Source organism: Olleya sp. UBA1516, from assembly GCF_002323495.1.
In the GTDB taxonomy this organism is placed as follows: Bacteria; Bacteroidota; Bacteroidia; order Flavobacteriales; family Flavobacteriaceae; genus Olleya.
This window is the reverse complement of record NZ_DCQO01000017.1, coordinates 98,464-123,881: the sequence shown is the minus strand read 5'-3', so window position 1 is coordinate 123,881 and position 25,418 is coordinate 98,464. Positions and strand designations below refer to the sequence as shown.

Below are 25,418 nucleotides of genomic sequence, written 5' to 3'. Positions count from 1 at the left end.
TGTAGGGATTTAGGGAAGTAAAAGAAACAAAAAAACCGATTCAAATTAATGAATCGGTTTTGATGGTGGTCCCACCTGTACTAAGTTGATGAGTCATTCTGAAACTTATTTAATGTCAAACGCTAATAAACTCTATTGTCATGATAAAATTGACTCCTTGTCATTAAAAAAGTTTTATAATAATTCAGAATTATTCAAACAAAAAACACCCAATAAAGCACCCTTGTTTGGCATATAATTCGATTAAAATTCAATATGAAAACAACAATTAAGAGTACACACGGAGTTATCAGGTTTAGTTTAAAAGAGTCTATCAGAAGCTTAGAATTAACACCTAACAAAGAGAGCCTTATTATGCTTCATTTTGCTTCTAAAGGAAAAAGATTTAAAAAAAGCATAGGCTTTAAATCATCCTTGAGTAATTGGGATAAAATAAAACAAAGAATTAAAACAGGTAAAGGTATGATGACAAATGCATATAAAATTAATGCGCTAATGAATGATATTCAAGAACATACCGAAAACGCTCTATCTTCAATGATAAAAGAAACTGGTACAATTGATTTAGAACTTTTATCTCATAGTGTTAGCTGTAAAATAAATGGCTCAGATGAAGACAAAGAAATAAAAGAAAAACAAAAGCTAATTAAGTATTCAAATAACTTATTGGAAGGGAAGAAAAGGCATATAAAAATAACAACTTACAGAGCATGCAAACAAACCATTAAGATGCTTGAAAAGTATGAGAAAAAGCACCATGAGATTTTAAAGTTTGACAACATAGATTTAAAATTTTATCGCAGTTTTGTAATCCTTTTAGAAAACGAAAACTACAGTTTAAACAGTATAGGTAAACACATTAAAAATTTAAAGATTTTTTTAAATGATGCCATAACCAATGGAATAACAAATAATCATATTTTCAAAAGTAGAAACTTCAAGGTGCTACGTGAAACAACAACTGAAATATATTTAACAAACGAAGAAATTAAAACTTTAGCAGAAAAGGATTTTAGCAATAGACCTAGGATAGAACTAGCTAGAGACATATTTTTAATTGGTTGTTATACAGGTCAAAGGGTTAGCGATTATAATGGCCTAACAGATAGGAATATTGAAATAATAGATAATAATAAATTTATTAAGATAAAACAACAAAAAACAGACACACCTGTTCTTATTCCCGTCACTAAAGATATAGCAAAGATATTGCTTAGATATAATAATAATTTTCCTCCAAAATTAAGCGAACCTATTCTAAGGGAAAACATAAAAACTGCGTGTAGTACCGTTGGATTTAAAGAACTTATAAGCGTCTATCAAACTAAAGCAGGCAAACTAATTAAGCAAGAAATACCAAAGTATAAATTAGTTAAAACACACACAGCTCGCAGGAGTTTTTGCACTAACTATTATGTCGCAGGCAAACCGCTACAAAATATCATGCTTTTTTCAGGACACAAAACTGAGAGAGAATTTCTAAAATATGTACGCATTGAAAAAAAACAAGAAGCTTTATCAGTTTTAAAAAGTGGTTTCTTTGATTGAACAAACCAAATGTTTAATCAGATTTAGATGATCGCAACATGATAAGTTTTTCTATATTAGCAAAAAATTTATTTTCCTTAAAAAAATCAAATAATAGAAATTAGATATATCAATTATTAAACTAAATATAAACACAATGAACTTTGAGTCAATAATAGAATTATTCAAAGAGCTTTTTGAAGCTAAAAAAAACCAACAATTGAATTGGAGTTTAACGGGTAAAACCAGATATGAAACCAATTGGAATGGAAAAGAGATAATCATTGATAGGCGCAATAATATTGATAAAAATACACAGGAAATATATTTAGAAATAGATGACTTTAATAAAAGTTATTTACCAGAATCTGAAGAGTTTAATTTTTTAGCAAAAATTATAGATGCTATTTAATTAAAGTAAAATATTTTGTTTGATACCCTATAAGTATAGTCGTTAATATAGAAGATTTATTATTTGGTAAATTGGTAAAAGGAACTCGTATGAAATCAAAAAAAGGTTTGGAATTCTAAATCTATTTTACATACTATTTTTGACTTTGCTAACGATTTTCAAAACTAAAGCATTGGTTACATTAACATTAGAATTGAAGTGGCTGATAGTAGAACATTGCGACATTTTTTAAGTTGTGATTCCAAAAAATTGAATAAACCGAAAGAAAGTTATTATGGCTATGTAATTAACCTATTCAAACTTACCTAGATCACCTTATAACCAATAGATAATAAACATGTTTTCGTTTTATAGGTCCCTCAGTCATTTTAAAACAATAGAAAATAAAATTCTACTTTATTTTCTTATACTAAGAAACACATATATCATCCTTGTTTTTGTAAACCACAAAAATAAAAATCAATTCATTTGACACAATTTCAAAATAAGATATTTCATTCCATTGTTTCTAATAAAAAATATCGTTATTTTATACTTTTGCCTTTCAAATTTAGCATCAATATAAAATTCTAATTGGAAAACCTTAATCAAATATTTAAAAAGCTTAACTTAACTAAAGAAAAAGGGCTTTATATCACAAATGAACTGTTGTGGAAGCGCATGTTTTCCAATAGAGTTGAAAGAATATTAATTGAAGTTGTTAAGCCTGACGCCTTTTTTTGTATCGACAACAAGCCTTTTATATTGTTTTTTGAAAACCCTAGTCAAATTAAAAAAAAACTTAAAGAAATTTGGAATTTTAATGAAGCTCCAATCGTAATAATTGCGTATCACGAAAAATTAGAAATTTATAATGGATTTGAATATATAAGAAGTCAAGATTCATTAAAGTATTTTGGGAACGAAGACAAACTTAATGATTTTAGTTATTTTGAGCTAGTAACAGGCAATACGTGGCAAAAATATTACACTGATTTTGCACATACAAATAGAATTGACTATCATCTTTTAGAAAATATCAAAGCAACTAGAGAGGCTCTGATTAGCGTATCATTTACAAAAGAACTTGCGAATTCTTTACTAGGTAAAGTAATTTTTGTAAGATACCTTATTGACAGAAATGTTAGTTTCGATTTTGAACAACAAGGCAATTCAAGAAAATGGAGTAATTCAGAATTTTGTCAGCTCCTAAAAAACAAAGAATTAACAAAACAATTCTTTAAATATTTAGAAGATAAATTTAAAGAAGATGTTTTTCCTATCAACGATAACGAATTTAATCTCATTAACGACGAATCTTTGAAGGTTATAATTAAGTTGTTATCAGGAGAAGAGATTTCCACTGGTCAACTATCTCTTTTTGATCTTTATGATTTTTCAATAATCCCTGTTGAATTTATTAGCAATGTTTATGAGCTTTTTATAGGTCACAATCAACAAGCTAAAGAAGGAGCTTATTATACCCCACTTTTTTTAGTTGATTACATACTTACTGAAACTGTCGATAAAAAATTCCAGTTAGACAAAAACTCTAATTCTTGTAAGGTCCTTGATCCTGCTTGTGGTTCTGGCATATTTCTTGTAGAAACACTAAGGAAAATAATTGAACAATACCAATTAAACAACCCTGATTTCCAATATGGAAGTAGAGAATATAAACAAACTTTAAAAAAACTAGCTTCAGATAATATTTTTGGTATTGATAAAGATAAGAGCGCAATTAATGTGGCTATATTTTCAATTTATTTAACTCTTTTAGATTATCAGAACCCATCAGATATCGAATCATTTGAATTCCCTCTTTTGTCTGAAGAAAATTTTTTTGTAGAGGATTTTTTCAATATAGAAGCTTCATTTAACAAGAAATTAAAAAATAAAAATTTAGATTTTATTTTAGGAAACCCACCTTGGAAAAGAGGTCGAGGGGATTCTAAAAACCCACTATTCAAAACTTATATAGATAATAGAAGAAGAAAAGAATTAAGTAAATCCTTGATTAATCTTGAAATTAGCAATAATGAAATCGCTCAAGCTTTTGTTCTAAGAGTAAGTGATTTTTCGTCTAAAAACACTAAAATTGGATTCATAGTAACTAGTAAGTTACTTTACAATTTAAATGGAATAAATTTTAGACAATATTTCTTAGATAGATACTCCATTCAAAAAGTTTTTGAATTATCCCCTGTTAGAAAAGAAGTTTTCAATAATTCTAATGATAAAGCTATTGCGCCCGCAACTGTATTATTTTATAAATACATTGGTGACAAATTAAATACAGATAAAAATATAATTGAGCACATTACTTTAAAACCAAGTCGTTTTTTTAGCCTTTTTAAAGTTTTTACAATCACAAGAAATGATTTTAAAAAAATATCTCAAAAACAATTAAAAGAATACGATTATCTATGGAAAGTTTTAGTTTATGGTAATTATCTAGATTTTAATTTGGTTAAAAGACTTAAAAGCGACTATCCTTCAATTTCAGATAAAATTAATGATGAAAAAGAATTTATATTCGGCCAGGGAATTCAAATTGGAGGAGGGAACAAAAATGATGTAACCAAACATCTTAAAAAAAAGTTTATTGATGCACGCTCAGATATAGATTCCTTTTGGATAAATACAAACACAAAGAATAAATGGTCTTCTGAAACTGCTCATAGACCGAGGGTTGATAGTCTGTTCAAAGCTCCATTAATTTTAATTTCTAAGGGTTTTAAAAACACATTTAGATGTGTTTCTGCATATAGTAATGAAGATGTGGTTTTCACAGATGCGTTGACCTCAATAAAAGCTATTGATAATTCTAAAATTGATATTCTAAAAACTATTGTAGGAATACTTAATTCTTCTATATTCTCTTATGTAAATCTTCTCACCTTTAGCTCTTCAGGTATTGAAAGAGAACAAGCACATAATAGAGAGAAATTTCAAATTCCTTATGTTTATGACTCTGAAATATCAAACTATGTACATAAGATAAGTGATTTAAAAACAAAATTATTATCACCTGAAATTATTTTTGAGGATAAAAAATTAAAAAAAGAAATTGATATTCAAATAAAAAAATTAGACAACATTGTAATATCTGCTTTTTCATTTTCCGAACTTGAAAAGACCCTTATCGATTATTCGACCAATATCACTATCCCAATTATAATGAAGCATAATCAATATGAACTTTTATATAAATCGATACCTTTTAAAGGTAAAATTCTATATGATTTCGCTAATTTATTTTTACACAAATTTAAAAACATGTATATTGAGTTTAATCAAAAAATGAGTGTTGAAATAAGGCATTCTAATCAAATTGTAGGTATGTTTTTCAAGTTAACTCCTATTCAAGCTAATTTAAATGATATTTCATGGAATAGCATAGACAATGATAATTTATTAGCTAAAATACACTCCTTAGGGATTCAAAAGGTTACTGATAAATTATTTATTCAAAAAGACATTAGAGGATTTGAAAGAGATGGTTTTTATATAATAAAACCAAATGAATACAGCTTATGGCACAAGGCAATTGCTTATTTAGACTTAAATGAATTTGCAGACGCAATAATTACCTCTGGTAGAAAAAACAGCGAATATGTTCAATAGTCTAGATGCATCAAATTTTGATGGTTCTGTTATTTTTTATGAAAAACAATTTGAATCATTATTGCAAAAAATAATCTGTTGTTATAACTTAATGATTAAAAGTGGAATTTCACTGGTCAATGATGAAAACAAAATAAGAGACAAAATACTTATTGATTATTTAAAAAATAATGATATTAGAAATTCTATTGGATTAACCGATTGGCATTTTGAACGAGAGGTTCAAGAAGATTTAACATTAGGTCGGACCGATATAAAAATAATATCACCTAATACTTTTCAAATTCAAGAGGCTTACTACATTCTTGAATGCAAAAGAATTGATAATAAAAACATTAAAGGCTCTTCTGGATTAAATGGCGAATATATAAAGGCAGGTATTAAACGTTTTACTTCAAATTTTTACTCATCCTATTATAGAGTTAATTGTATGATAGGTTTTGTTGTAGAAAAACAAGACATTGACAGCAATATTGTAGAAATCAATAATTTATTATTAAATCATTTTTCTAAATCGATTGTGACGCATAAAGAATTAATAAAAAAGTCAATACACTCAGATTTTAAATACTCATATAAATCTAAACATTCCGATTCTAATCACGAAAAATTAAATATATACCATTTGATGTTCAATTTTTCAAATAATATTGCCGCTTAATATCTTTACAAATAATATAATATACCTTACCAATATTCAGTGCTAATTTTAGCTTTCAAACCTAAAAGTTCTAACAGTCTCATTTTTAAAAATTGTTTCACAACATTCTCATAACTTGTAGGTACAACTAAACTATCATGTATAGTAGCCATAAACATTTTGGGATATAGTTTAGACAACTCTTTAGAAATAATATCTAGAATTATAAAGGCTTCTAATTGCTGTAAAAACTTAGAGAACAACTTTTTTGATCTATCTATCTGTTCTTGTTGTTTAATAGTTTTCTTCTTTTTGACTTTTCCGCCTTTAAGTTTAATCTCTTCACAAAACTTAAAATCATAAATAAACTTATTCACCGCAGGAGGATATATCTTTTTAACCTCTTTTAAGCGCCTTGAATTGTTGCCAATTGAACAATACATATACTCTAATACTAAAAATTTACAGTAACCTCTAAGCTCTTTAAAATGCCTCTTTGTTTTATATCCCAAATGAGAATTATAAATATTATCGACATAACTAGTTTTAGCGCCATTAATCTTAACTGTTTCTAAAAATAAAGTATCCAAACTAATAGCGATATGATTATATATATCTTTAGTGCAAACTAAATTTTTGTACGCTAATAAGTCAGCAACTACGGTCGAAGTAAGAGATATAGAATTCATTACAGTACTAAACTTATCTTTCACCTTCTTACTTCTAATTCCTTTTCTTAATACTTCAATTTCATCTAGTCTATTTTCTAATAGCAAGTTAAAGACACCTGCTAATATAAAAGGTTGAGAAGTTTTAATATCTAGCGACACTAATTTTTGATTTTTATGACTCAAAAAAGTTCTTAGTCTTGATGGTAAATTAGTTAAATTGGAATGCAACCTATTATCATTTGTACTTCTTAAATAGTACCATTGATGAAATCTTATTCTATTTAAACTATAAGAGTACTGTTCTTTTTGTTGTACAGTTAATTCTTCGTTTCCTTCAATAAATTTAAAAGCTGTTTCCCAATCAACTTGGATATTCTCTTGATTAATCCATTTTGTAAGATGCCTTGTATTTCTGTCTGCAACTGATTTTTTATATTCAATTTTAGCATATTTATCAATTGAATGCGTTAAAAATTTCTCATATGATTTGCTGATAAATTCATATACTAAATATTCTTTTTTAAACGTTCTTTTAGGGTTTTCAAAATAACAAACTCTGTAACCATATGATGTGTTTTCACTATATGACTTTATTTTGATATAATTATATTGCACCAAGAACTCTCTGTACTTTTTCAATTCTTTCTTTAATGGCTGATTAAGATATTTTGATGGTATGTTAATAAAACCATTTACAGAAACATCGTCTTTTCTAATATATTTTTGATAATTTATTTGATCTAATAAGTAAACAACTTTGTCCCTCATAATTTTGTTATTATCATCAGAAGAATAATGTAGATTATGACTAGCAATTGTATTCTCTAAATGATTAAATAAATTTTTCTCGATAGTTATAAATATTGTTTTAAATTTCATTTTTTTAGGTAAAAAAAAGGCAAAACGAATCCTAGCAATATGAAGATATCGCTTCGCCTGTTATTGTTAAAATTGATTAAAGAATTAGCCTAAAAGTATTAAGCTTGACTATTTACAAAAGTTTAATAAATCACTTTTTAAGTAAAGGACTTTACCATTTAAACGTTTTGCAGGTAAAATTTGGGTTTTATCAAGATTCCAAAGTGTGGTTTCAGATATATGAAGAAATTTCGCTGCCTGCTTTCTAGTAAAGTATTCATCATTGTTCAAATTCTTGAAATACAATTGAAGCAGTTCTAATTCTTCATGAATGATAGTTTTGATGATGCCGATTAATTTTTTCGGTTCCATATTATGTAATTGAATTATTGATTCCATGTTTTTTCTGTTTTATTAAACTTGTTTTAATTCAATGTAGCTACGATTGACCATACAAAGGTATACCGTAACATACTGATAAACAATAGGTTATTTTATTCTATCTAAATTGAAATTCAAATTAGATAGAATAAAATTAAACTACTGAAATTCAAAACATTAACAATTAATGAGTGTTAAAAAATTAACTTTAATAAATAAGATTTAACAAATAATTATAACAAAAACATTTAATTACAACACTATTATTGAATAAAATCCATAAAAAATATAGCTATAATACTACAATTAGTGGTGTTGAACGCTGAAAACTTAAAAATCCATAAAAAATTCTGTCACTACCCTTCATAATATGCTCATTTTTACATAAAAATAACTCTTAAATAAACAGAGTAAAATATGAAATTAGATTTTTAGGCGTACGTATGCACTTTTTATAGGATGTTGATTTAAAAGTATAAACAAAAGACGACTAACAAAAACCTATATTAACCCAAAATTACATTGGGCTATTTTATTGTTATTTGGCGCAAATAAATTATAATACTAAATTTATAGGTACAAAACACAATAAGAGAGTTTTCCAACACTATATGAAAATTATGAAATCAAAATTCATTACCATTCTAGTCATTCAGCTCCAAACCATTTAATCTATATGGTATGTTGTAGCTGTTTAAATGCTCGTCCACCAAGGTTTCGCCAAAAGGCAAATATTGTTCATACATTTTATTTTTTTAGAGGCATTCACGAATCTCGCACCTCGATTTCCATGTGTTATGATACGTAACCGTCTTTGTTTCTTATCCGAAGTAAGTATTAAAGGCGATAATCATTTCACTACATTATCAATTTTAGTACTTTTCCACTTTTCTTGATTATATTTAATATCTAGATTTATCATTACTAGTAAAATTGTTGGAGAACGATATATAATATTTTCAAATCTTTTTCTGTCAACTATTTTAATAAATTCACTAAGTAAATTCACGTCATTAAATCCAACTTCTATCATTTGGTTTAATAATTTACCTTGAGTGAATAGATAAAACCCTTCTTTTTCTTTTGAACTATTTGAAGCAAGAAATGGGCACTGATTAAAAAGATACTCAGTTGAAAATGGATCAAAACCATTATTATCAATTAAGATATTCATTTTGTCAAACAATAAAAGGTAATCATTGTCAGAATTAATAATTGAATTTAATAAATTATAATAATTCACTTGGTCGTTGTTAATTAAAAAATTTGAGGATAATAATTTTTCCTCAAATTGAGTAACAAAATTTAAATAATCAAAATTTTCTTTTCCATTCTTTTTAGAAACATCTTCGTTTAAATTCTTATCAATGCATTTTTTTAAATCATCTAAGATTTGTTTTTCTTTTTCGTTTTTACAAGATGACAGAATTAAAAAACAGCTAAATAAAATTGTAATTTTCTTCATTTTTAGTCTTTAATATTAGTTGGTGATTTAATATAGTTATATTCTGGAATCTCTTTACTTAATCTATCAAATATAGCATTAGCACTAGATCTAGTAGTATATAAAACTGAATTTTGTCCAGAATAGTTACCAGTAGTAGGATGATTCATCCTTATAAAAATATTTTCTTGCTCATTAGGATATGTTGTGCCAGATGTCTGTTTAGTAGTAAGAGGTGAATTATCTAAGCGGTAGTTTCCTGATCCATCAAATGTTGCAGGTCGTCCAATATCAATATCCATAACAAGACTATGTGAAACTCCATCAATATCAAAATTTACTTTACCAGAAAGTGATGTAGTAGACACAAAATAATCATCTAATTCAAATGATATATTATCTTTAGATCGAGAGTGATCCATAGAGTAAACAAGTTGATCAAATTTTTGCTGACTTGTCCCTTTTTTTAATTTTAAAACTTCGCTTCTAGTTTTGCTATTATACGGATTCATATCAAAAACATCTTGTCCAGATACTTCTGTTATACCAGCTTGGATATTGTGTTCATTTCCATTAAGTAATTCTTTAGCTTGAGCATAAGTAACACCATATTGATTAACAAATGATTGAACATCGTCTCCTTGTTCTGCTACATATGATGTTGATCCATCATCATTAACAACTGGTTTCCATTCTGGAGCCATCCCAGAAGGATCAGTCAATCTTACAGGATTACTAAACACATAATTATAACTAGACCATTCAGGCATTTTCTCTGCTAATGGATCCACACCTAACCAAATACTAGTTTTAGGGTTGTAGTATCTAGCACCATAATAGTAGTTACCAGTCTCGTCATCCAGCTCTTTACCATTAAATTTATAGGGTGTGTTGTAGCTGTTTAAATGCTCGTCCACTAAGGTTTCTCCAAAAGGTAAATACTCCATGTGTTGTGATACTACACCAAAACGATTACTAATATACGAAGAAGATCCTAAATGATCACTATGGTACCAGTAAGCATCATATTTTGTTGGGTCATGTGTATAGCGGCTTACAATTTCCTCTATTACTGAGGGTATCAAAGTTATAGGTTGTTGCAATTCTTCATAAGCATGGTTTAAACCTGATGTTGCTTGTAAAACACTTAAATTAGCTAAACCACGTATTTGAGTGAATTTTTGATCTAATTTTTCTGGAAATAAACCCAAGTCTCTAGCTGTACCAATAGTACTATTTATGCGCTGAGATCCAATGTAATAATGCTTAGTATAATTACTTACCAAATCACCCTCTTGAGGTTCTACTCCCGGCTTACTTAAGGCTTTTGCTGTTATTAAAGGGCTTGGATATAACATTACCTCATCTCTTTGATTGCTAGAGACATTTGTTGCATTACTGCGCACATCTAAGCGTCCAGGTATATAACGTACTATACGTTGTCCACCTGCATCATAGGTGTATACTGCCAATGGGTGCTCTGATGCATCATCAGGATTTAAGTCTACAGCCCTTAGTCTGTTTTCTTCATCCCATAAATTTTTATTTAAGGTCATGGATTTAGTCTCAACAATCCCCTCATAAGCTGGTGCTTGTTCGCCTTCAAATAAAATTTGCTTTGTTACTGTCTGGTTACCGTTTGCATCGTAATCAATAACTTTCTTTTTATAAGTTGGATCATCACTATCGGTAGTTTGATTTGGCGTTTCAATAATTTCTCTTGGCGCATGAGGTTGTACGTATCCATACTCTCCGCTTAATCCTTCTACAACATTTAGACCCTCTGCATATCCACCATAATCTAAATGATAATTGGTTTTTATCATTGTTTCTGGACTACTAATTGGGTCGTTATAATTATTGACAGGACCTTGTACATGAGTTTGCGTTTTACTAACAATATTATGTGATAAATCATAAACCATATTTAATGTATATTCTTGTGCTAATAACGGTGTAGTAAAATCATTTGGCCCTGTGTAACGACCATTTGCGCTAACCAATCGGTTATAATTGTCATAAGTATAATTATGAGAAACTGGTCCGCCAATTTGCCCTATGGCAGGCAAAGTATTTGACTGGTCGACAGTATTAAGTTGAGTTACATTGCTTAATACATCATACGAATAAGCGTTTTTTACATTAAACCCAGTAAAATTATGACTTAAGTCTTTAATGCGCCTTCTATTATCGTAAGTGTACAAAGTGCTTGTACCGTTACCATTTTTAACTTCGGTACGCTCTCCTAAATTGTTATATCTAATTTTTTGAACAATATATTGAGATAAAGGAACACTTGTTGTTGCCGATATGCTTCTTGATATATTATCCAAAGCACCTCCACTATTATAATTATAAACCACCTCTTCTTTATCTGGATAAGTAATTTTATTAACTCTGTTATGACTGTCATATTCCCATTGGGTATGATACCAAAATGTATGACGACCAGCTACAGCTACCCCACGTAAATGATTATTTAAATTCCCTAATTTATCATAACCAAATCCCTGAACACCAGACGCATCTTCTTGCATAAATAGTCTTCCAATAGCATTTACTGACGCTGCATTATTTAGAGAATCACCATAAATGTATTTTACATCGTTTTCAGGGTTTAAAGGGTAATTAATTTCTTTTAAACGATTATAGTCATATTGATAGTTAATAGGAAGTGACCCAGAACTTAAAAGGTTGGATGTATATCGTTTAACTAGATTGTTTGAACTATCATATTCAAATTGTGTTAAACCTCTATCAGGATGTCTTTCTTCAAGTCGTCTTCCTGCTAAATCATATTTATAAAATGTTTCATAACCTTGGTGATTTCTTACTCTGATTTTTTCGCCTATGGCATTATAATAAAATTGAGTAATAAGTTCATCATTTTGAATCGTTTTACGCTGTCTCCCTCTGACATCTGTAAATGTAGCATAGGTCTGATCAAGCTCATTGTTTGAAGTAGTTAAAAACATACCGTCTACAATATCAAAAGTTACTGTTGATGATTCACTTTCGTTTGGTTGTGTGACGCTTATCATACGATCTCTAACATCATAAGCCATTTCTGTTGGTCCAATACTAACAGGTGTATCTGTTATGTAATTAAAAGCTGAAGAGAGTGAGCTGGTATCTGTCGGATATCCCATTTGTACTGTGGGTAGATAGGCCTTTATTACACGTCCAAAGTCATCTCTTTTTTCTTTACCGCTGATTAACCATTTTAATTGCCCAGAACCTGTTTGGTTTTCAAACAGAGTCTTTTTAAGTTGAATTGGCTTTCCTAAGCCATCAATTAAACTTACAGTCAATAATTGGTTATTAATTGCACCTAAAACATTATGACGTGTTACAGCATGGTGTTTAGCATTAAATTGCGTTATTCCAATAGCACCTGGTTGAAAACTACCAACAGCATTTACCATATAATTATTGTCATTAAAAGTAGGTACTGTTTCGCTTTCTCCCTCATATTCCATGCGAATCGTCCAGCCATTAGGCATTTCATTTGGTGCAGTGACTTCTATTATTCGACCTCTATCATCAATTCTTGTGCGTAATTTTTGTCCATTGGTATCTGTTGACAAAATAGGAATTCCGAATAAATAATCATACTCTGATGAAGACGTATATCCAAAGGAATTGTAAACGTTAATAGGGTATGTATTTAGATTATTTTCGAAAGTAATATTTGTAACAAAACCACTTTCAGAAGTTGTTTTAATAGCATTTCCATAATCATCATATTCTATCAAAACGGAATTAGTATCAGTATTATTTAATTTAGTTTTAATTTTTGTTGGCTTACCTAAATCGTAAGATTCTATTTCACGTTGCCTTAACAATTGGTTATCATGATGACGATAAATATTAATTTTTTTGACAAACCCTTTACTATTGGCTACTCCTGCTATTGATGTAAAATATTCCATTTCAGTTCTATAAGCATCATTAACGGAAGCATAGACGTCTCCCAAATTTTTGTATGTAAGCAAATTACCGTAATTATCATAATTTAAAAAATGCTGTTCTGTACTCAAACTTTGTCCGTTTTCATAAACCGTATTAATAGTTTTAACTGGTGCAACGAATAATCTTGATTGATCCAAATTAATCGGACTTACTCCAACCTGTAAATATTGATTAGCAGCAGTCGAGTTTAAGTTAGTTTGCGGGGAAATTGGATTCATTATATTATAAAGTGTTTTACTCTCACTAAGCATTATATCAGAACTATCATAGCTACTAGTACGTTTGGACAATCCTTTTAAATAGATGTTATCCGTGTAATATTCCATGACAGAATAACGATAAGTAGTTTCTGTAAGTATATCTTTTTCATCTACTCTTATTTTTTCAAATCCTAAAAATTCACGTTCTCTACGATCATATTTTCCGTTTTCATAATTTATTGTAATTAAAGTCTCATCTGGACCAAAAGATGAGTCTGCATCAGCACCAGTAAAACCATCGTGAGTGAAAATTTTATGCAATGTCCACTGACTATTAGGCATATCATAAGTGTTTCCTTCTCGCTTATAATCAATGGTCCAGCTACCTCCTAATGGTGTATTAACTGACCTTAGAAGATTTGTTCTTCCCACTTTGTTTAGCTTAGCAATTATATTTCCATTATTACTTCCTTTTTTAATAATATCTGATAATCCATCTCCATTAATATCTTGAAATGAAATTCTTTTCTCACTTACACCCGCTGTAGGAGAAAAACTTAATGTGCCAATTATTTTGAATGGGATACCCAAAGGTGGTATAGGAATAGTTACACCAGTTGTTGCCGAACCAAAAATGTTTCCTGCAACTGAATAGTCTTGGTCAATAGGCTCATTTGATAATATTTGACTAGTGGATACAAATTGATTTCCTTTGTTAATAAAATACACATAATTTAAACCTATTTTTTTTACTAAATCTGGAAGGCCATCACCATTAACATCAATCAATCCTGCTTCAAGATATGAAGTGCTTGAACTTGTCCCCAAACCTGCAGCCCACGAAGAATTAGTTGTTACACTTACACCTCCACCTAAACTAAAATTGTCGCTTGACCGTTTACTAGAAAACAGGGTTCCATAACCTTCGCCCCAAATTATGTCCGAAGTAAATCCATAACCCGTATTAAGCCTTACAATTATTTGATCATTTAAAAATAGTACTTTATCAGTTAATCCATCGCCATTAATATCATTCCATTGATTAACACCAAAAGTGTTACCTAAACTAGAGCTTAATCCAGAATTTATATTTGTTCTTGTAGTGTTTTTAACAACTTTATTGTTATCACCAGCGGTTGAATTTGGAAACATACCAGAAATATTAGCACCATAAGTCTCATCATAACTTTTCGATCCAGAAGTAAAATCATTATCTTCTAGGACTGCCATATAGCCACCTTTCATATTAGTAAATTGTATTTTACTATCTGTTATTAAATCTGGATACCTATCCCCATTTAAATCAATATATTGATTTAATATCTTTGACGAAGCATTACTTATAGTTGCAGAACCTCCAACAGGCCCCACCCCTAAATTACCAGTATTTGCAGTTCCCTTAGAAAAAGTAAATTGTTTTACGCCAGGAAAGATTGAAGGACTTGTTGTTCCAAAATCACTAAAATCGGTGTATAAATCATATAAATTATTTTCAGCAAAACGACCTAAAGTAGTAGTTAATAAGCTTCCATTATATCCATATTTAACACTTGTATCTTGCAAAAATTTTATGGTTTTATTTGTGTAACTTTGGTTTTGATTATCTTGCTCGTAAAAAAGATACCTAATTGCATTTGATGATGAACTAATAGAGCTATCCAAAATTTCGTTAAAGATTGATGTTGTTATTAAGCCATCGTAATTATCTATACTAGTTAAAGTATCACTTGAATCATAATTATAAGTTATTCCTCCATTATACAATAATTGTCCCCAACCTCTGTAAGGCACACCATAGAACAAATTATTTGAAACAATAAAAGGAGATGTTAAGATTTGAGGAGAAAAAACGTTAGTGCTTTCTTGATCCGGATGAAGTCCTAAAGTAATATTTGTTGGATTATTTAGACCAAAATCAAAACTATCAGTGTAGAAAGCGGAAAACAATCTTCCATTATTATTTTTTAACTCAAGAACCTTCTCTTTTGTTAAATTATGCTGAAAATACTCTGCAAAATATGGATTTGTTGGATTAATTATGTCTCCATCACTTTCAGCTGTCCTAAACATATAATTATAAGTCCACCCATTAAACTCTCGACTAACAAAAAAGGTCTTCTTATGCAAGAGCTTAGCATCATTAACACCATATTTTTCTTTAACAACCCAATTGATTTTAATAATTGGTAGTCCATCATCAAAAAGTTCGTTAAACTGGGTATAATCAAGATCATCAAAAGCATTGTGAGATAACAATAAAGCATTTGCATTATTTGGTAAAGTACTATCTATATAAAAACCATTAAACACATTATTATTTATCCAATATTCACTCTCATTAATATTATTGTCATAAATTTTATAAGTAACTCCAGGATATAAGGTTTGGCTGTCACTTATTGATACAATGGTGGGCTGCCAATCAATTTGATTCCATTGTACATTTGAGTCACTATTTGCGTAACATCTAAAAGTATAAATAAATGTACCTCCACTAGAATTAGTGTTTTCACCTGTAATTAAATTCAAAGAACCCGATAAGTTGCCATCTACATTATAAGTTCTTGTCCATGCATTATCAACTTCTTCACTTATAACTGAACCATCACTAGCATAAGTAGTTTTAATTTTTTCAATTATAAAATTAATATCATCAGAAAATTGATTCGGAGAAAAATTTCCAGTTGGAAGATTGAATCTAACATCTACATTATTAGTGCTTTGTGGAATTTGCAACCCTCCTCCATTGTTTATACTAAAATCATTTTTAGCATTATATGTCCTTAAATTTAATCCATGCTCATCATTCACTTCAGAACTAATATTATCAGTAAAATTATACTCAATATTTGGATTCCATTCCACTTCTCCTCCACAACCATAATTAATATTATGGCTTCTAAAAAATACATAGTCCCCTTTGTTAACATTTAAATTAAACTTATTAATTTGAGTGGGTGGAGAACTACTATTAGATAAAACAAATGATGCCAAAGCAGCGGTGTCAGGTGATAAATTACTATTAGCCTTTTCAATTGTAAGTTTAAAGGCATTAGATCCGCTTCCACAAAAATTCATGTTGACAAGCTGTGCAAAACCTGTTATATCAATCTTACCTTTAAAGGGTGCCCTCCAAACTTTTAAATGATCAAATTGGTTATGATCTGCCTGTAAATCTTGTAGAGATGGTAAATCTATAGAATTTAATAAATTTAAATTGATTGCTCCATTTGTTATTGGATTTGCGGTAAATCCAGAATTATTATTATTACTTATATTTGGAGCTGTTGTCCCTTCCCATGGGGATATAGTATTGAAGCTTACCGCACCATTTTTAATAATATCTGGTAACCCATCTCCATTTATATCAGAAAAATACCCATCAGTATTTGTCCTTGTTTTACTTTTACTAGTTCCAGCCCCAATAATTGATACATTTACATCAAATCCACTACCGTTAGTTCTTACTTTAGTTTCATCCAAATCATCAATAACTAAAAACTCTTTTGTTATACCAAATTGACCTGATCCACTATTATTTAAACCCAAATTAGGTTTATAAAATAATTTATTTTCACTCTCCGATTTGTAAATTTTATCTGGTAAACCATCTCCATTAATATCTAATAAACTGATTTTATTTTTTTCAGTACTTTGGCTATAACTTAATGAAGCACCTGCAGTTCCAGTAACATTAGTTGGGTTTGTTCCAATACCTACTGCTCCTCGAAGACCAAAAGCAAATCCATTTGAAGTACTAGTTCCAAGAGCCGAACCTTCGGTTATTGTATTACTAGGAGTGATTGTATGTAAAGTTGATTCTAGATTAGTCTTAGAGCTATTCCAGTTTATTGAACTACTATTTATTATAGTACTATTATAATTCCCAATATCATCATAATAATCCATTGAATTTGTATAAAATAACTCATCATTTGTATCATATTCAGAAACTTCGCTTAGTTGCATTTTTTTAAATGCTGTTTCCTTATAGTTAAAACGGTAGGTTCTTATAATCTTAGATTGTGAATTATTATTATCTATATAACTTACTTGAATCTCCGTCAATAGATCATTCATAGCCATTACGACTCCTGTTCTAGCAGTAAGAGTTATGTCTTCTCGTGAAAGTGTTTGCATAGAGTCAATAGAATACGTATTTCTTTTGAAATCTACTCTGTAATAATTTTGCATATCAATAGAATTACCTTGTTTAATAGTATACAAAATCCATGTAGGATAGAAAAATTGTGATAAAACACCGTTTATCATAACACTGCCCTGATTATAATGATATTGTATTGCGTTCCCAAAAGGATCAATAGTTTTATAAAGAGCCCAATGAGTGCGATTTAAAGAACTATTATTATTTATTCTAGTAGAGGCTGTTAAACCATAAATTTGCTCATCACCAAATTTATCAGTAACTACCCATGTATAATTTTTTGGACTATTACCATGTCTTATAATTGTTTGATACCCACCTTCTTTTCTCAAATAAAACCTTTTATAACCACTAGTATTTCTAAGGATTTCACCTTCATATCTATGTGGATTTGTATATTCTGATCCTATTTTCTGTACTAATGGCTCTCCATTAAAAAGATACATTTCACTCTCATAAATTGGGTCAAAACGAGGTACACCCCATCTTGTATCTAAAGTAATAGAAGGCAATTGTAAGTCCCAACCTACACCCATCCAACCATTACCTGCCTCGCTGTTGTAACTAACATCTAAACTTGGTTGCATACCACCTCTTCCTGCTGGTAACTTAATTGGAAAACTAGTTGTTGTCGAACCATTATTAGTTGGGCTTGGAGGGGCTATGCTAACAACTCCTGCACTAGGGTCTGCATATTTAATATCGGCAATAGTCGTTGGAGTAAAACTTGACGTTTCAGCCATTTCTGGCACTTTAATTACTCCATTGATATAGTCCGTGTCACCATTAAATTTTGAAATTATTAATTTGTTTTTAAAATCTAGACTGTCAACAGGTAATGCCACCCATTCTCTTTTATCTTTATCAAAAGAAAAAGTACGAATATCTTTTACTGAATAACCATCAGGTATTTTAGCTTCATCAAATTTTAAATGTAACTTAACGTTTAAACTATCTTCTTTTTTATTAGTTTTAATTCTATACCCTAAATAATCACCAAAAGTAACATTTTCCATACCTATATTTAATGGCCTTAACTCTTTAAAATATAAACCTTTAGACGATAAATTATTTTTATTTACAATTCCCTTAGATGTTGTAATTTCTATCTTAAAGGCTTCATGATTAATGTATGTAGAATTATTTAATTGATTAAAATTTTTAATTTCAGTTGACTCTTGAAATTTAAAATCTAAATCTTCCTTAGAATAATCAATATCATAAAACTTTTCTTCAATATTTCCATTTTTATTCTCATATGAAAATTTTAAAAATTTTGTTTCTTTAGTTACATTTTCTAATGTATGTTCAAACACACCATCTTTAATCAAAAGATTATTTCCATAAACTGAAACTTCACTGACTTCTTTTGATGCATAACCAACTAAATGTACTTTACCATTAAAATTTTTAAGCTTTGAGTTTAACAAAAAAAGTTTAGCTTGACTTTTATGAATTAACTCTATACTTAGATCCTTAATTTTGTACCAATAATTTTCATCAGATCGTCTATTAAAGAAAATTTCATTTTTACCAGAATTTATATATCGAGTGGGAATATATTCTGAGACTTCACTCCAACCTTTATTAATTTTTACAGATTGACCACCATAAACTGAGGCGTTATTTATACTTTTCGTTGTTTGATTAGCATTTTCTAAACCAAAAAGGTTGTATTTTAATAGAACATCATACTTGTTTAAATTTATGGTTTCTGGTAACATTATTGTAAAAAAATTATCATGAGGATTTTCCTTTCCCTCTAATGTTAGGGAGCCAATCACACCTTCATCTTCAATAGCGTAAAAAGTAATGGCATTATTTTTTTTAAGACTTTTTTCACTTTTTGGTAGAAGAGCTGACGATTTATAGTCATTAATATTGCTACTGGAATTATCAACATAAGTAAAATGAAAACCCTCAACAATTTCTAATTGATTAACTCGTTGAGAGATTTGATTAATAGGTTGTCCAAAAACAATTACATTACTTAGTAAACAAGTCAAAAAAGTACCCGTAAAATAATTTTCTCTTATAGTTTTAAAAAAATTGATATACATAGCGTTATTATTATCTCGTTTTTGATTATTTAATTATGATTCTATCAGTTTTTATTATACCTGTAGAGGAAGTTAGTTTAATAAGATACATCCCTGCGGTTTTTAAACTCATTGACAATTTATACTTTGAATTACCTTTTACATTGGTTTGATAAATCAATGCACCTGTTACCGTAAAAATCTCAACAGAACCATCAAATTTTACTGAAGCCTCTGCTTGATAAGTGAAGTTTGAATAAGGTTCAGATGGATTTGGATACACTTTTGTATTCAAGTTTAAAACTTGATTTTTTAAATGGTTAGATTCATTTGTTATAGCTTGATTGTTTCCTCTCGGACAAACAAAACGAGTTACAAAAGATTGAGATTGTGAACAGTTTGCGATTTCGTCTGTAGCAACTACTGTAAATATTGGAAGTCCATCTGTACCATTATAACAATCAGCTCCAGATTCAAATGTAATGATAGGGCCTATTATACCTAATGAAATATCATTTTGAAACCACTCGTAAGTCATGTTTGAATTGGACACCCCTATAGATGCATCAATTGAAAAAGCACCATTATTAACATCATAAATAAACATAGGACCTTCAGGATACTCAGAATTGTTTATCAAACAATCACTTCCATAACAAAGTGCTAAAAGCTGAGAATATATATCCATTTCTGTAGGTGGTTCGAATGTAACTATACTTTGAAAAGTTGCACCAGCGCTATCTACTATGTTTAGACTATAAGTACCATAAGCTATATTTGATATATTTGTTGAATCATTGTGAGCATAATTTATTGAAGCTCCTGTTGTTCCTGTTATTGTAGTAATAAACGGTGAGACTCCTTGGTCGAGAATTATTGAAATACTATTAAATTCCTCGTTACAAGCGCTAATAGTCGTTATATTTGCATTAAATTGTAGAGTGTCTATTATAATAGAATCAGAAATAGAACAGGATAAATCACCACTTGTTATTAACACCTCATATTCACCTGGTTCTGTTACCACTAAAGTGTTTTCAGTAAATGGCAGCAATGAATTGTTAAAGTACCATTCATAAGTTGCATCAGGGTCTGAAATATTTTGTCCAGCATCTAATGTGATTTGTTGCACAGAATCACTTAAAAATTGGTCAGGCCCCAGATATAAATCAAAGTCCCATCCTTCAACAATAATATTAATTTGCGATACCAATCCTTGTTCGTCTTGAACTATAATATGATATGAATCTCCAAATTCAGCAGGAAAAGAATAGGAAGTGTCTTCTGTAAAATCCTCAAAATCGCCTTCTACTATAATATGATATTTTGGTTGACCTCCAGTGATATCTAATACTACTTCTAATTTATCCTTTTTACAGCCTAGGACATGGGCCTGAACAATCATTTCTGGTCCAACACCAAAAGTAAATTGATCATAGACGTTAAAATCTGTATCAAAATGCACATCCTTAAAATAAGCTTCACCATTATCAAAATTAACATCTCCTAAGTGATAATTAATATATTCACTATCGAAATTAGAAATCTCATCATTTCCAATATTTTTATCTTGTAGTAACCACAGTTTTTCACTAGGGTTATTGTTAAGATAATTTATTGTTTCATCAGGTAAATACAATTTGAAATGTATAGGAAAATCATTAGTACCTTTTCCTGTTCTTTGAGATAACCATGTTTTTTTCCAAAACTTTATTCCTTTACTATTATGATTTACTATTTCTGTTTCTCCGCCATTATCACCAAATAATAAAAAATGATTGTTAGGTATATTTACAAGCTCTTGCTTGTCATCGTTATTTTCGACAATATTACCGATAGCTGAAATTAAATGTTTTTTTAAGTGTGTACTTTGACTTTGAAGTTGATTAAGCCCAGATATATCATCTTTACCAAAACCGAAAATATTAGAAGAAAAAATCTTATTATTTGAACTACTCCAAAAAACTAAATTTTTTGAACTAATGTAAGATTCCTTATTGTAGAGAGTCAATCCATATTTTAAAGCTAAATAACTTTCAACTCGATTCCGTTCGTTATCGCTTAACTCTCGAGGAAAAGAAATAAATTCTGGAAAATTTCCATAAAAGAAATCATCTTCGTAACTTATATCAGAATCAATTTCTGTAGGTTTACCAATATAAAAGTTAGTTTCACCTTCTTGCCCATAACTTTTAAACTTTTTATCAATGTTATAATTATTAGTATGATAAAAATTTACGTTAGCATTTTTTTCACTTGAATAATCATCATAAATTCTTTTTGTAAAACTATTTTTATTATTAAAATCAAAAAAGTTTCTGATTATTGAATCAATCAGAATTGCTGAATCAAATTCTTGTCTCCATAAAGTCCCTAAATGCGATATGGAGGGTTTAGGCTTCATAGGTTCACCTACAAAAAACACATTCCTTCCTGTTGTATTTTCAAGAGGAGACATATATTCCAAACAAAGTTTATCAGTGAAAATTGATGGATTAAAATTGAAAAGACTTTTCTCTATTTCAAATTCACCACATTTATTAATCTTAATATCGGTTTGAGCTGAATTTATAAATTCATTACTACCCATATCATCCCAATTTCCTATATACCAGACTTCAGCTCCTGTAACACCACCAGGATAATTTTGAGCATAGGAAAAACAAGTGTTCATTGTAAAACATAAAAACACAAAAAAGTTATAATTAAAATTTTTAAACATGTGTAAAGTATTGATTAATAGCTAAATATTTTAAAAAAAATCCTGATTGAATTTATATATTTTTTTAAAAGAACAACTGTGGTTAAAACCACATCAACACTTAAGTGCTTTATTTTCAATAAATTAAATATTAAATTTAACTTTATATTAACATTGAATTTTTAGTGTTTGAAATTTTACATTAAAAAGAGTGCCGAATAAAACATTTTATTTCATATATAATGACTTGAACAGACTTATTGTTAATTATGCTCAGGTTTAAGATAATGTACCCACCCTATAACCACTATAGACCTAATTAAATAATTATGTGATTTTTTTTTTATACCCCCTACTCTTTTTTTAATAGAAAATCAAATCCTAAATTGTTTTTAATAAAGGGTTTAGTTATATTTAGGTTATCAAAAAAGGTAGTTATTTTTCTAATAAAAGGTTATTAGCACCCTGTGAAACACCCTTTAAATAAAAAAGCCTCATAAACTAAATGTTTACAAGGCTTTACAATTTCTAGTAGTGGTCCCACCTGGGCTCGAACCAGGGACTTTCTGATTATGAGTCAGATACTCTAACCAGCTGAGTTATAGGACCCGAAATCGGATTGCAATATTACTACTTATTTTAAAGTCTTGCAAGACTTTTTTTAATTACTTAATCTCTTGACATAACTCTATTAATACACCATTGGACGATTTTGGATGTAAAAAAGCAACTAACTTATTGTCTGCTCCCTTTTTAGGTGTTTCATTTAAGACAATAAAACCTTCAGATTTTAATCTCAAAATTTCTGCTTTTATATCATCTACAGCAAAAGCAATGTGATGTATACCTTCACCTTTTTTCTCTAAAAACTTTGCAATTGGGCTATCTGATTTTGTTGCTTCCAATAACTCTATCTTATTGGGTCCAACTTCAAAAAAAGAGGTATTAACCCCTTCACTTTCTACCGTTTCAATTTTATAGTGTGGCTTGCCAAAAAGTTTAGCAAAAAGCGCATTAGATTCCTGTAAATTTTTGACTGCTATACCAATATGTTCTATTTTTTCCATTAATTATATAATTTAGGGTATAATAATTGCTTAATTATGGCTTAAAAGTAATATATTATTGTAATAACAACTATTTTTGCAACATGGAAGAAAGTCAAAGACAAAAAAAAATAGCCTCGGTTTTACAACGTGATTTAGTAGATATCCTTCAAGGTGCTGCTACACAAGGTGGAATGCGTGGTATAATTATATCTGTATCTAAGGTTAGAGTAACTGCAGATTTAACAGACGCTAAGGTTTATTTAAGCATATTCCCGAATGATAAAGCTAAAGAGCTTTTAGAGGGAATTAGAGCTAACAAACCTATGATTAGACATGAATTGGCACAACGTACCAAAAACCAATTACGCAGAATGCCTGTATTAGAGTTTTACGTTGACGACAGTTTAGAGCATATCGATAAAATTGAAAAATCTTTAAAAGGGGATGAAAATCCAATACAAAACCCAGATTTATTAGATAAACGTAGCAAAGGTTAATTGAATTTTTCTTTATACATAGCAAAACGCTACATACGCAGTAAAAGCAGTAATAATGCCATTAACTTTATTACAATAATAGCTATTGTAGGTATCGTTTTAGGTGCGGCTTCACTGTTTATCGTATTGTCTGGTTTTGCTGGCTTAAGAGATTTTACGCTAGAATTTTCAAGTATTATAGATCCTGATTTAAAAGCAGAAACCAATATTGGTAAATCATTTACTTTAGATGAAAGCCAGAACCAACAATTGCTTGCTATAGATGGTGTTGCCAACTTTTCTAAAATAATAGAAGAACGTATTATCGCGTCTTCAGATGGTAATAACCATCCTGCTTATATAAAAGGGGTTGACCAAAATTATAACAAAATAACAGCCATAGACTCTGTAATACCTTACGGTAATTGGTTATATCAAGATACACCACAAATAGTTGTTGGTTGGGCAATATCTAACAGATTATCCGTATTTGTAAACGATTATAGTAAGACCGTTACACTATCTGTTCCAAAACCTGGAAAAGGTCAAATTACCTCTCAAAATCAAGCAATAAATCAAGTCAATACTATTAATGTTGGTATCTATGATATTAACGAAGAACTTAATAATAAGTACATTTTTGCTTCAATTGAAACTGCTCGTCAATTATTAAATTACCAACCAAACCAAATTACCAGTCTAGAGTTTAAATTGACTGACAATGCTAACCAAGAAACAGTTATAACCAACATTAAACGCATTTTAGGTAAAAACATTATTATAAAAAATAAGGACCAACTAAACGATGCGATATACAAAATGCTAAATACAGAGAATTTAGCAGTCTATTTAATTTTTACATTAGTACTTATAATTGCCTTATTTAACGTCATAGGTTCTATTATAATGATGATTTTAGACAAAAAGAAAACCTTAAGCACCCTATACAATATAGGAGCAACAGTAAAAGACATAAGAAACATCTTTTTTTATCAAGGCATTTTAATGACTATTATTGGTGGGTTTTTAGGATTAGTAATAGGCTACATAGTTGTTCAATTACAAGCTAGTTTTGACTTAATAATGATTACACCAAGCTTACCTTATCCAGTTGCAATACACTTTAAAAACTTTGTAATAGTCATGCTAACTATTTCAATTTTAGGGATAATAGCTTCAAAAATAGCAGCCTCACGTATTACACGCGATTTAGTTAAGACTAATTAAAATTTGGGCAAGTTGCCTTAACAGGCAAACAGGCTCGCGCAACTCGCTCT

At 29.4% G+C, this 25,418-nt stretch carries 12 protein-coding genes and 1 tRNA gene; 6 read left to right on the top strand and 7 right to left on the bottom strand.

Going from position 1 to position 25,418, the window contains the following annotated elements:
* The first annotated feature begins 255 nt into the window (after positions 1–255).
* The 4 genes from B2989_RS10905 (at position 256) to B2989_RS10890 (ending at position 6,206) form a co-directional block, all read left to right on the top strand.
* Positions 256–1,548 carry a tyrosine-type recombinase/integrase gene (locus B2989_RS10905; RefSeq protein WP_292948273.1) on the top strand — a complete coding sequence of 431 codons (1,293 nt, stop codon included), beginning with the start codon at positions 256–258 and terminating at the stop codon, positions 1,546–1,548.
* A 136-nt stretch (positions 1,549–1,684) separates the two neighbouring features.
* Entirely contained in the window at positions 1,685–1,939 is a 255-nt protein-coding gene (locus B2989_RS10900) for a hypothetical protein (protein WP_292948271.1), read from the top strand.
* A 573-nt stretch (positions 1,940–2,512) separates the two neighbouring features.
* On the top strand, positions 2,513–5,545 hold the full coding sequence (locus B2989_RS10895) for an Eco57I restriction-modification methylase domain-containing protein (RefSeq protein ID WP_292948269.1): 3,033 nt from the start codon (positions 2,513–2,515) through the stop codon (positions 5,543–5,545).
* A complete protein-coding gene (locus tag B2989_RS10890; protein WP_292948267.1) occupies positions 5,535–6,206 on the top strand; it encodes a hypothetical protein in 672 nt (223 codons plus the stop codon). Before B2989_RS10895 ends, B2989_RS10890 begins: the two co-directional genes overlap by 11 nt.
* A gap of 26 nt (positions 6,207–6,232) precedes the next feature.
* Here B2989_RS10890 and B2989_RS10885 read toward each other — a convergent pair whose 3' ends face one another.
* The 7 genes from B2989_RS10885 to mce all read right to left on the bottom strand — a co-directional run bounded on the left by B2989_RS10885 (position 6,233) and on the right by mce (position 23,683).
* Positions 6,233–7,735: a hypothetical protein gene (locus B2989_RS10885; protein WP_292948265.1), complete on the bottom strand. Its 1,503-nt coding sequence runs from the start codon at positions 7,733–7,735 to the stop codon at positions 6,233–6,235.
* Positions 7,736–7,843: 108 nt separating this feature from the next.
* Positions 7,844–8,113, bottom strand: a complete 270-nt coding sequence (locus B2989_RS10880; protein WP_292948263.1) for a helix-turn-helix domain-containing protein — start codon at positions 8,111–8,113, stop codon at positions 7,844–7,846.
* An 832-nt stretch (positions 8,114–8,945) separates the two neighbouring features.
* On the bottom strand, positions 8,946–9,560 hold the full coding sequence (locus B2989_RS10875) for a hypothetical protein (protein ID WP_292948261.1): 615 nt from the start codon (positions 9,558–9,560) through the stop codon (positions 8,946–8,948).
* A 2-nt stretch (positions 9,561–9,562) separates the two neighbouring features.
* Positions 9,563–19,936, bottom strand: a complete 10,374-nt coding sequence (locus B2989_RS10870; RefSeq protein ID WP_292948259.1) for a SpvB/TcaC N-terminal domain-containing protein — start codon at positions 19,934–19,936, stop codon at positions 9,563–9,565.
* Positions 19,937–19,961: 25 nt separating this feature from the next.
* Complete coding sequence (locus B2989_RS10865) at positions 19,962–22,637, bottom strand: T9SS type A sorting domain-containing protein (RefSeq protein WP_292948257.1); 2,676 nt, start codon at positions 22,635–22,637, stop codon at positions 19,962–19,964.
* 514 nt (positions 22,638–23,151) lie between these two features.
* A tRNA-Ile gene (locus B2989_RS10860) sits at positions 23,152–23,225 on the bottom strand.
* A gap of 56 nt (positions 23,226–23,281) precedes the next feature.
* Positions 23,282–23,683 carry a methylmalonyl-CoA epimerase gene (gene mce / locus B2989_RS10855; RefSeq protein WP_292948255.1) on the bottom strand — a complete coding sequence of 134 codons (402 nt, stop codon included), beginning with the start codon at positions 23,681–23,683 and terminating at the stop codon, positions 23,282–23,284.
* Positions 23,684–23,766: 83 nt separating this feature from the next.
* On the opposite strand from mce, the gene rbfA reads away from it, so the two are divergent.
* Together rbfA and B2989_RS10845 are read left to right on the top strand one after the other, a co-directional pair.
* Positions 23,767–24,162 carry a 30S ribosome-binding factor RbfA gene (rbfA, locus tag B2989_RS10850; protein ID WP_145005110.1) on the top strand — a complete coding sequence of 132 codons (396 nt, stop codon included), beginning with the start codon at positions 23,767–23,769 and terminating at the stop codon, positions 24,160–24,162.
* Positions 24,163–25,368: an ABC transporter permease gene (locus tag B2989_RS10845; RefSeq protein WP_292948250.1), complete on the top strand. Its 1,206-nt coding sequence runs from the start codon at positions 24,163–24,165 to the stop codon at positions 25,366–25,368.
* Positions 25,369–25,418: the final 50 nt, after the last annotated feature.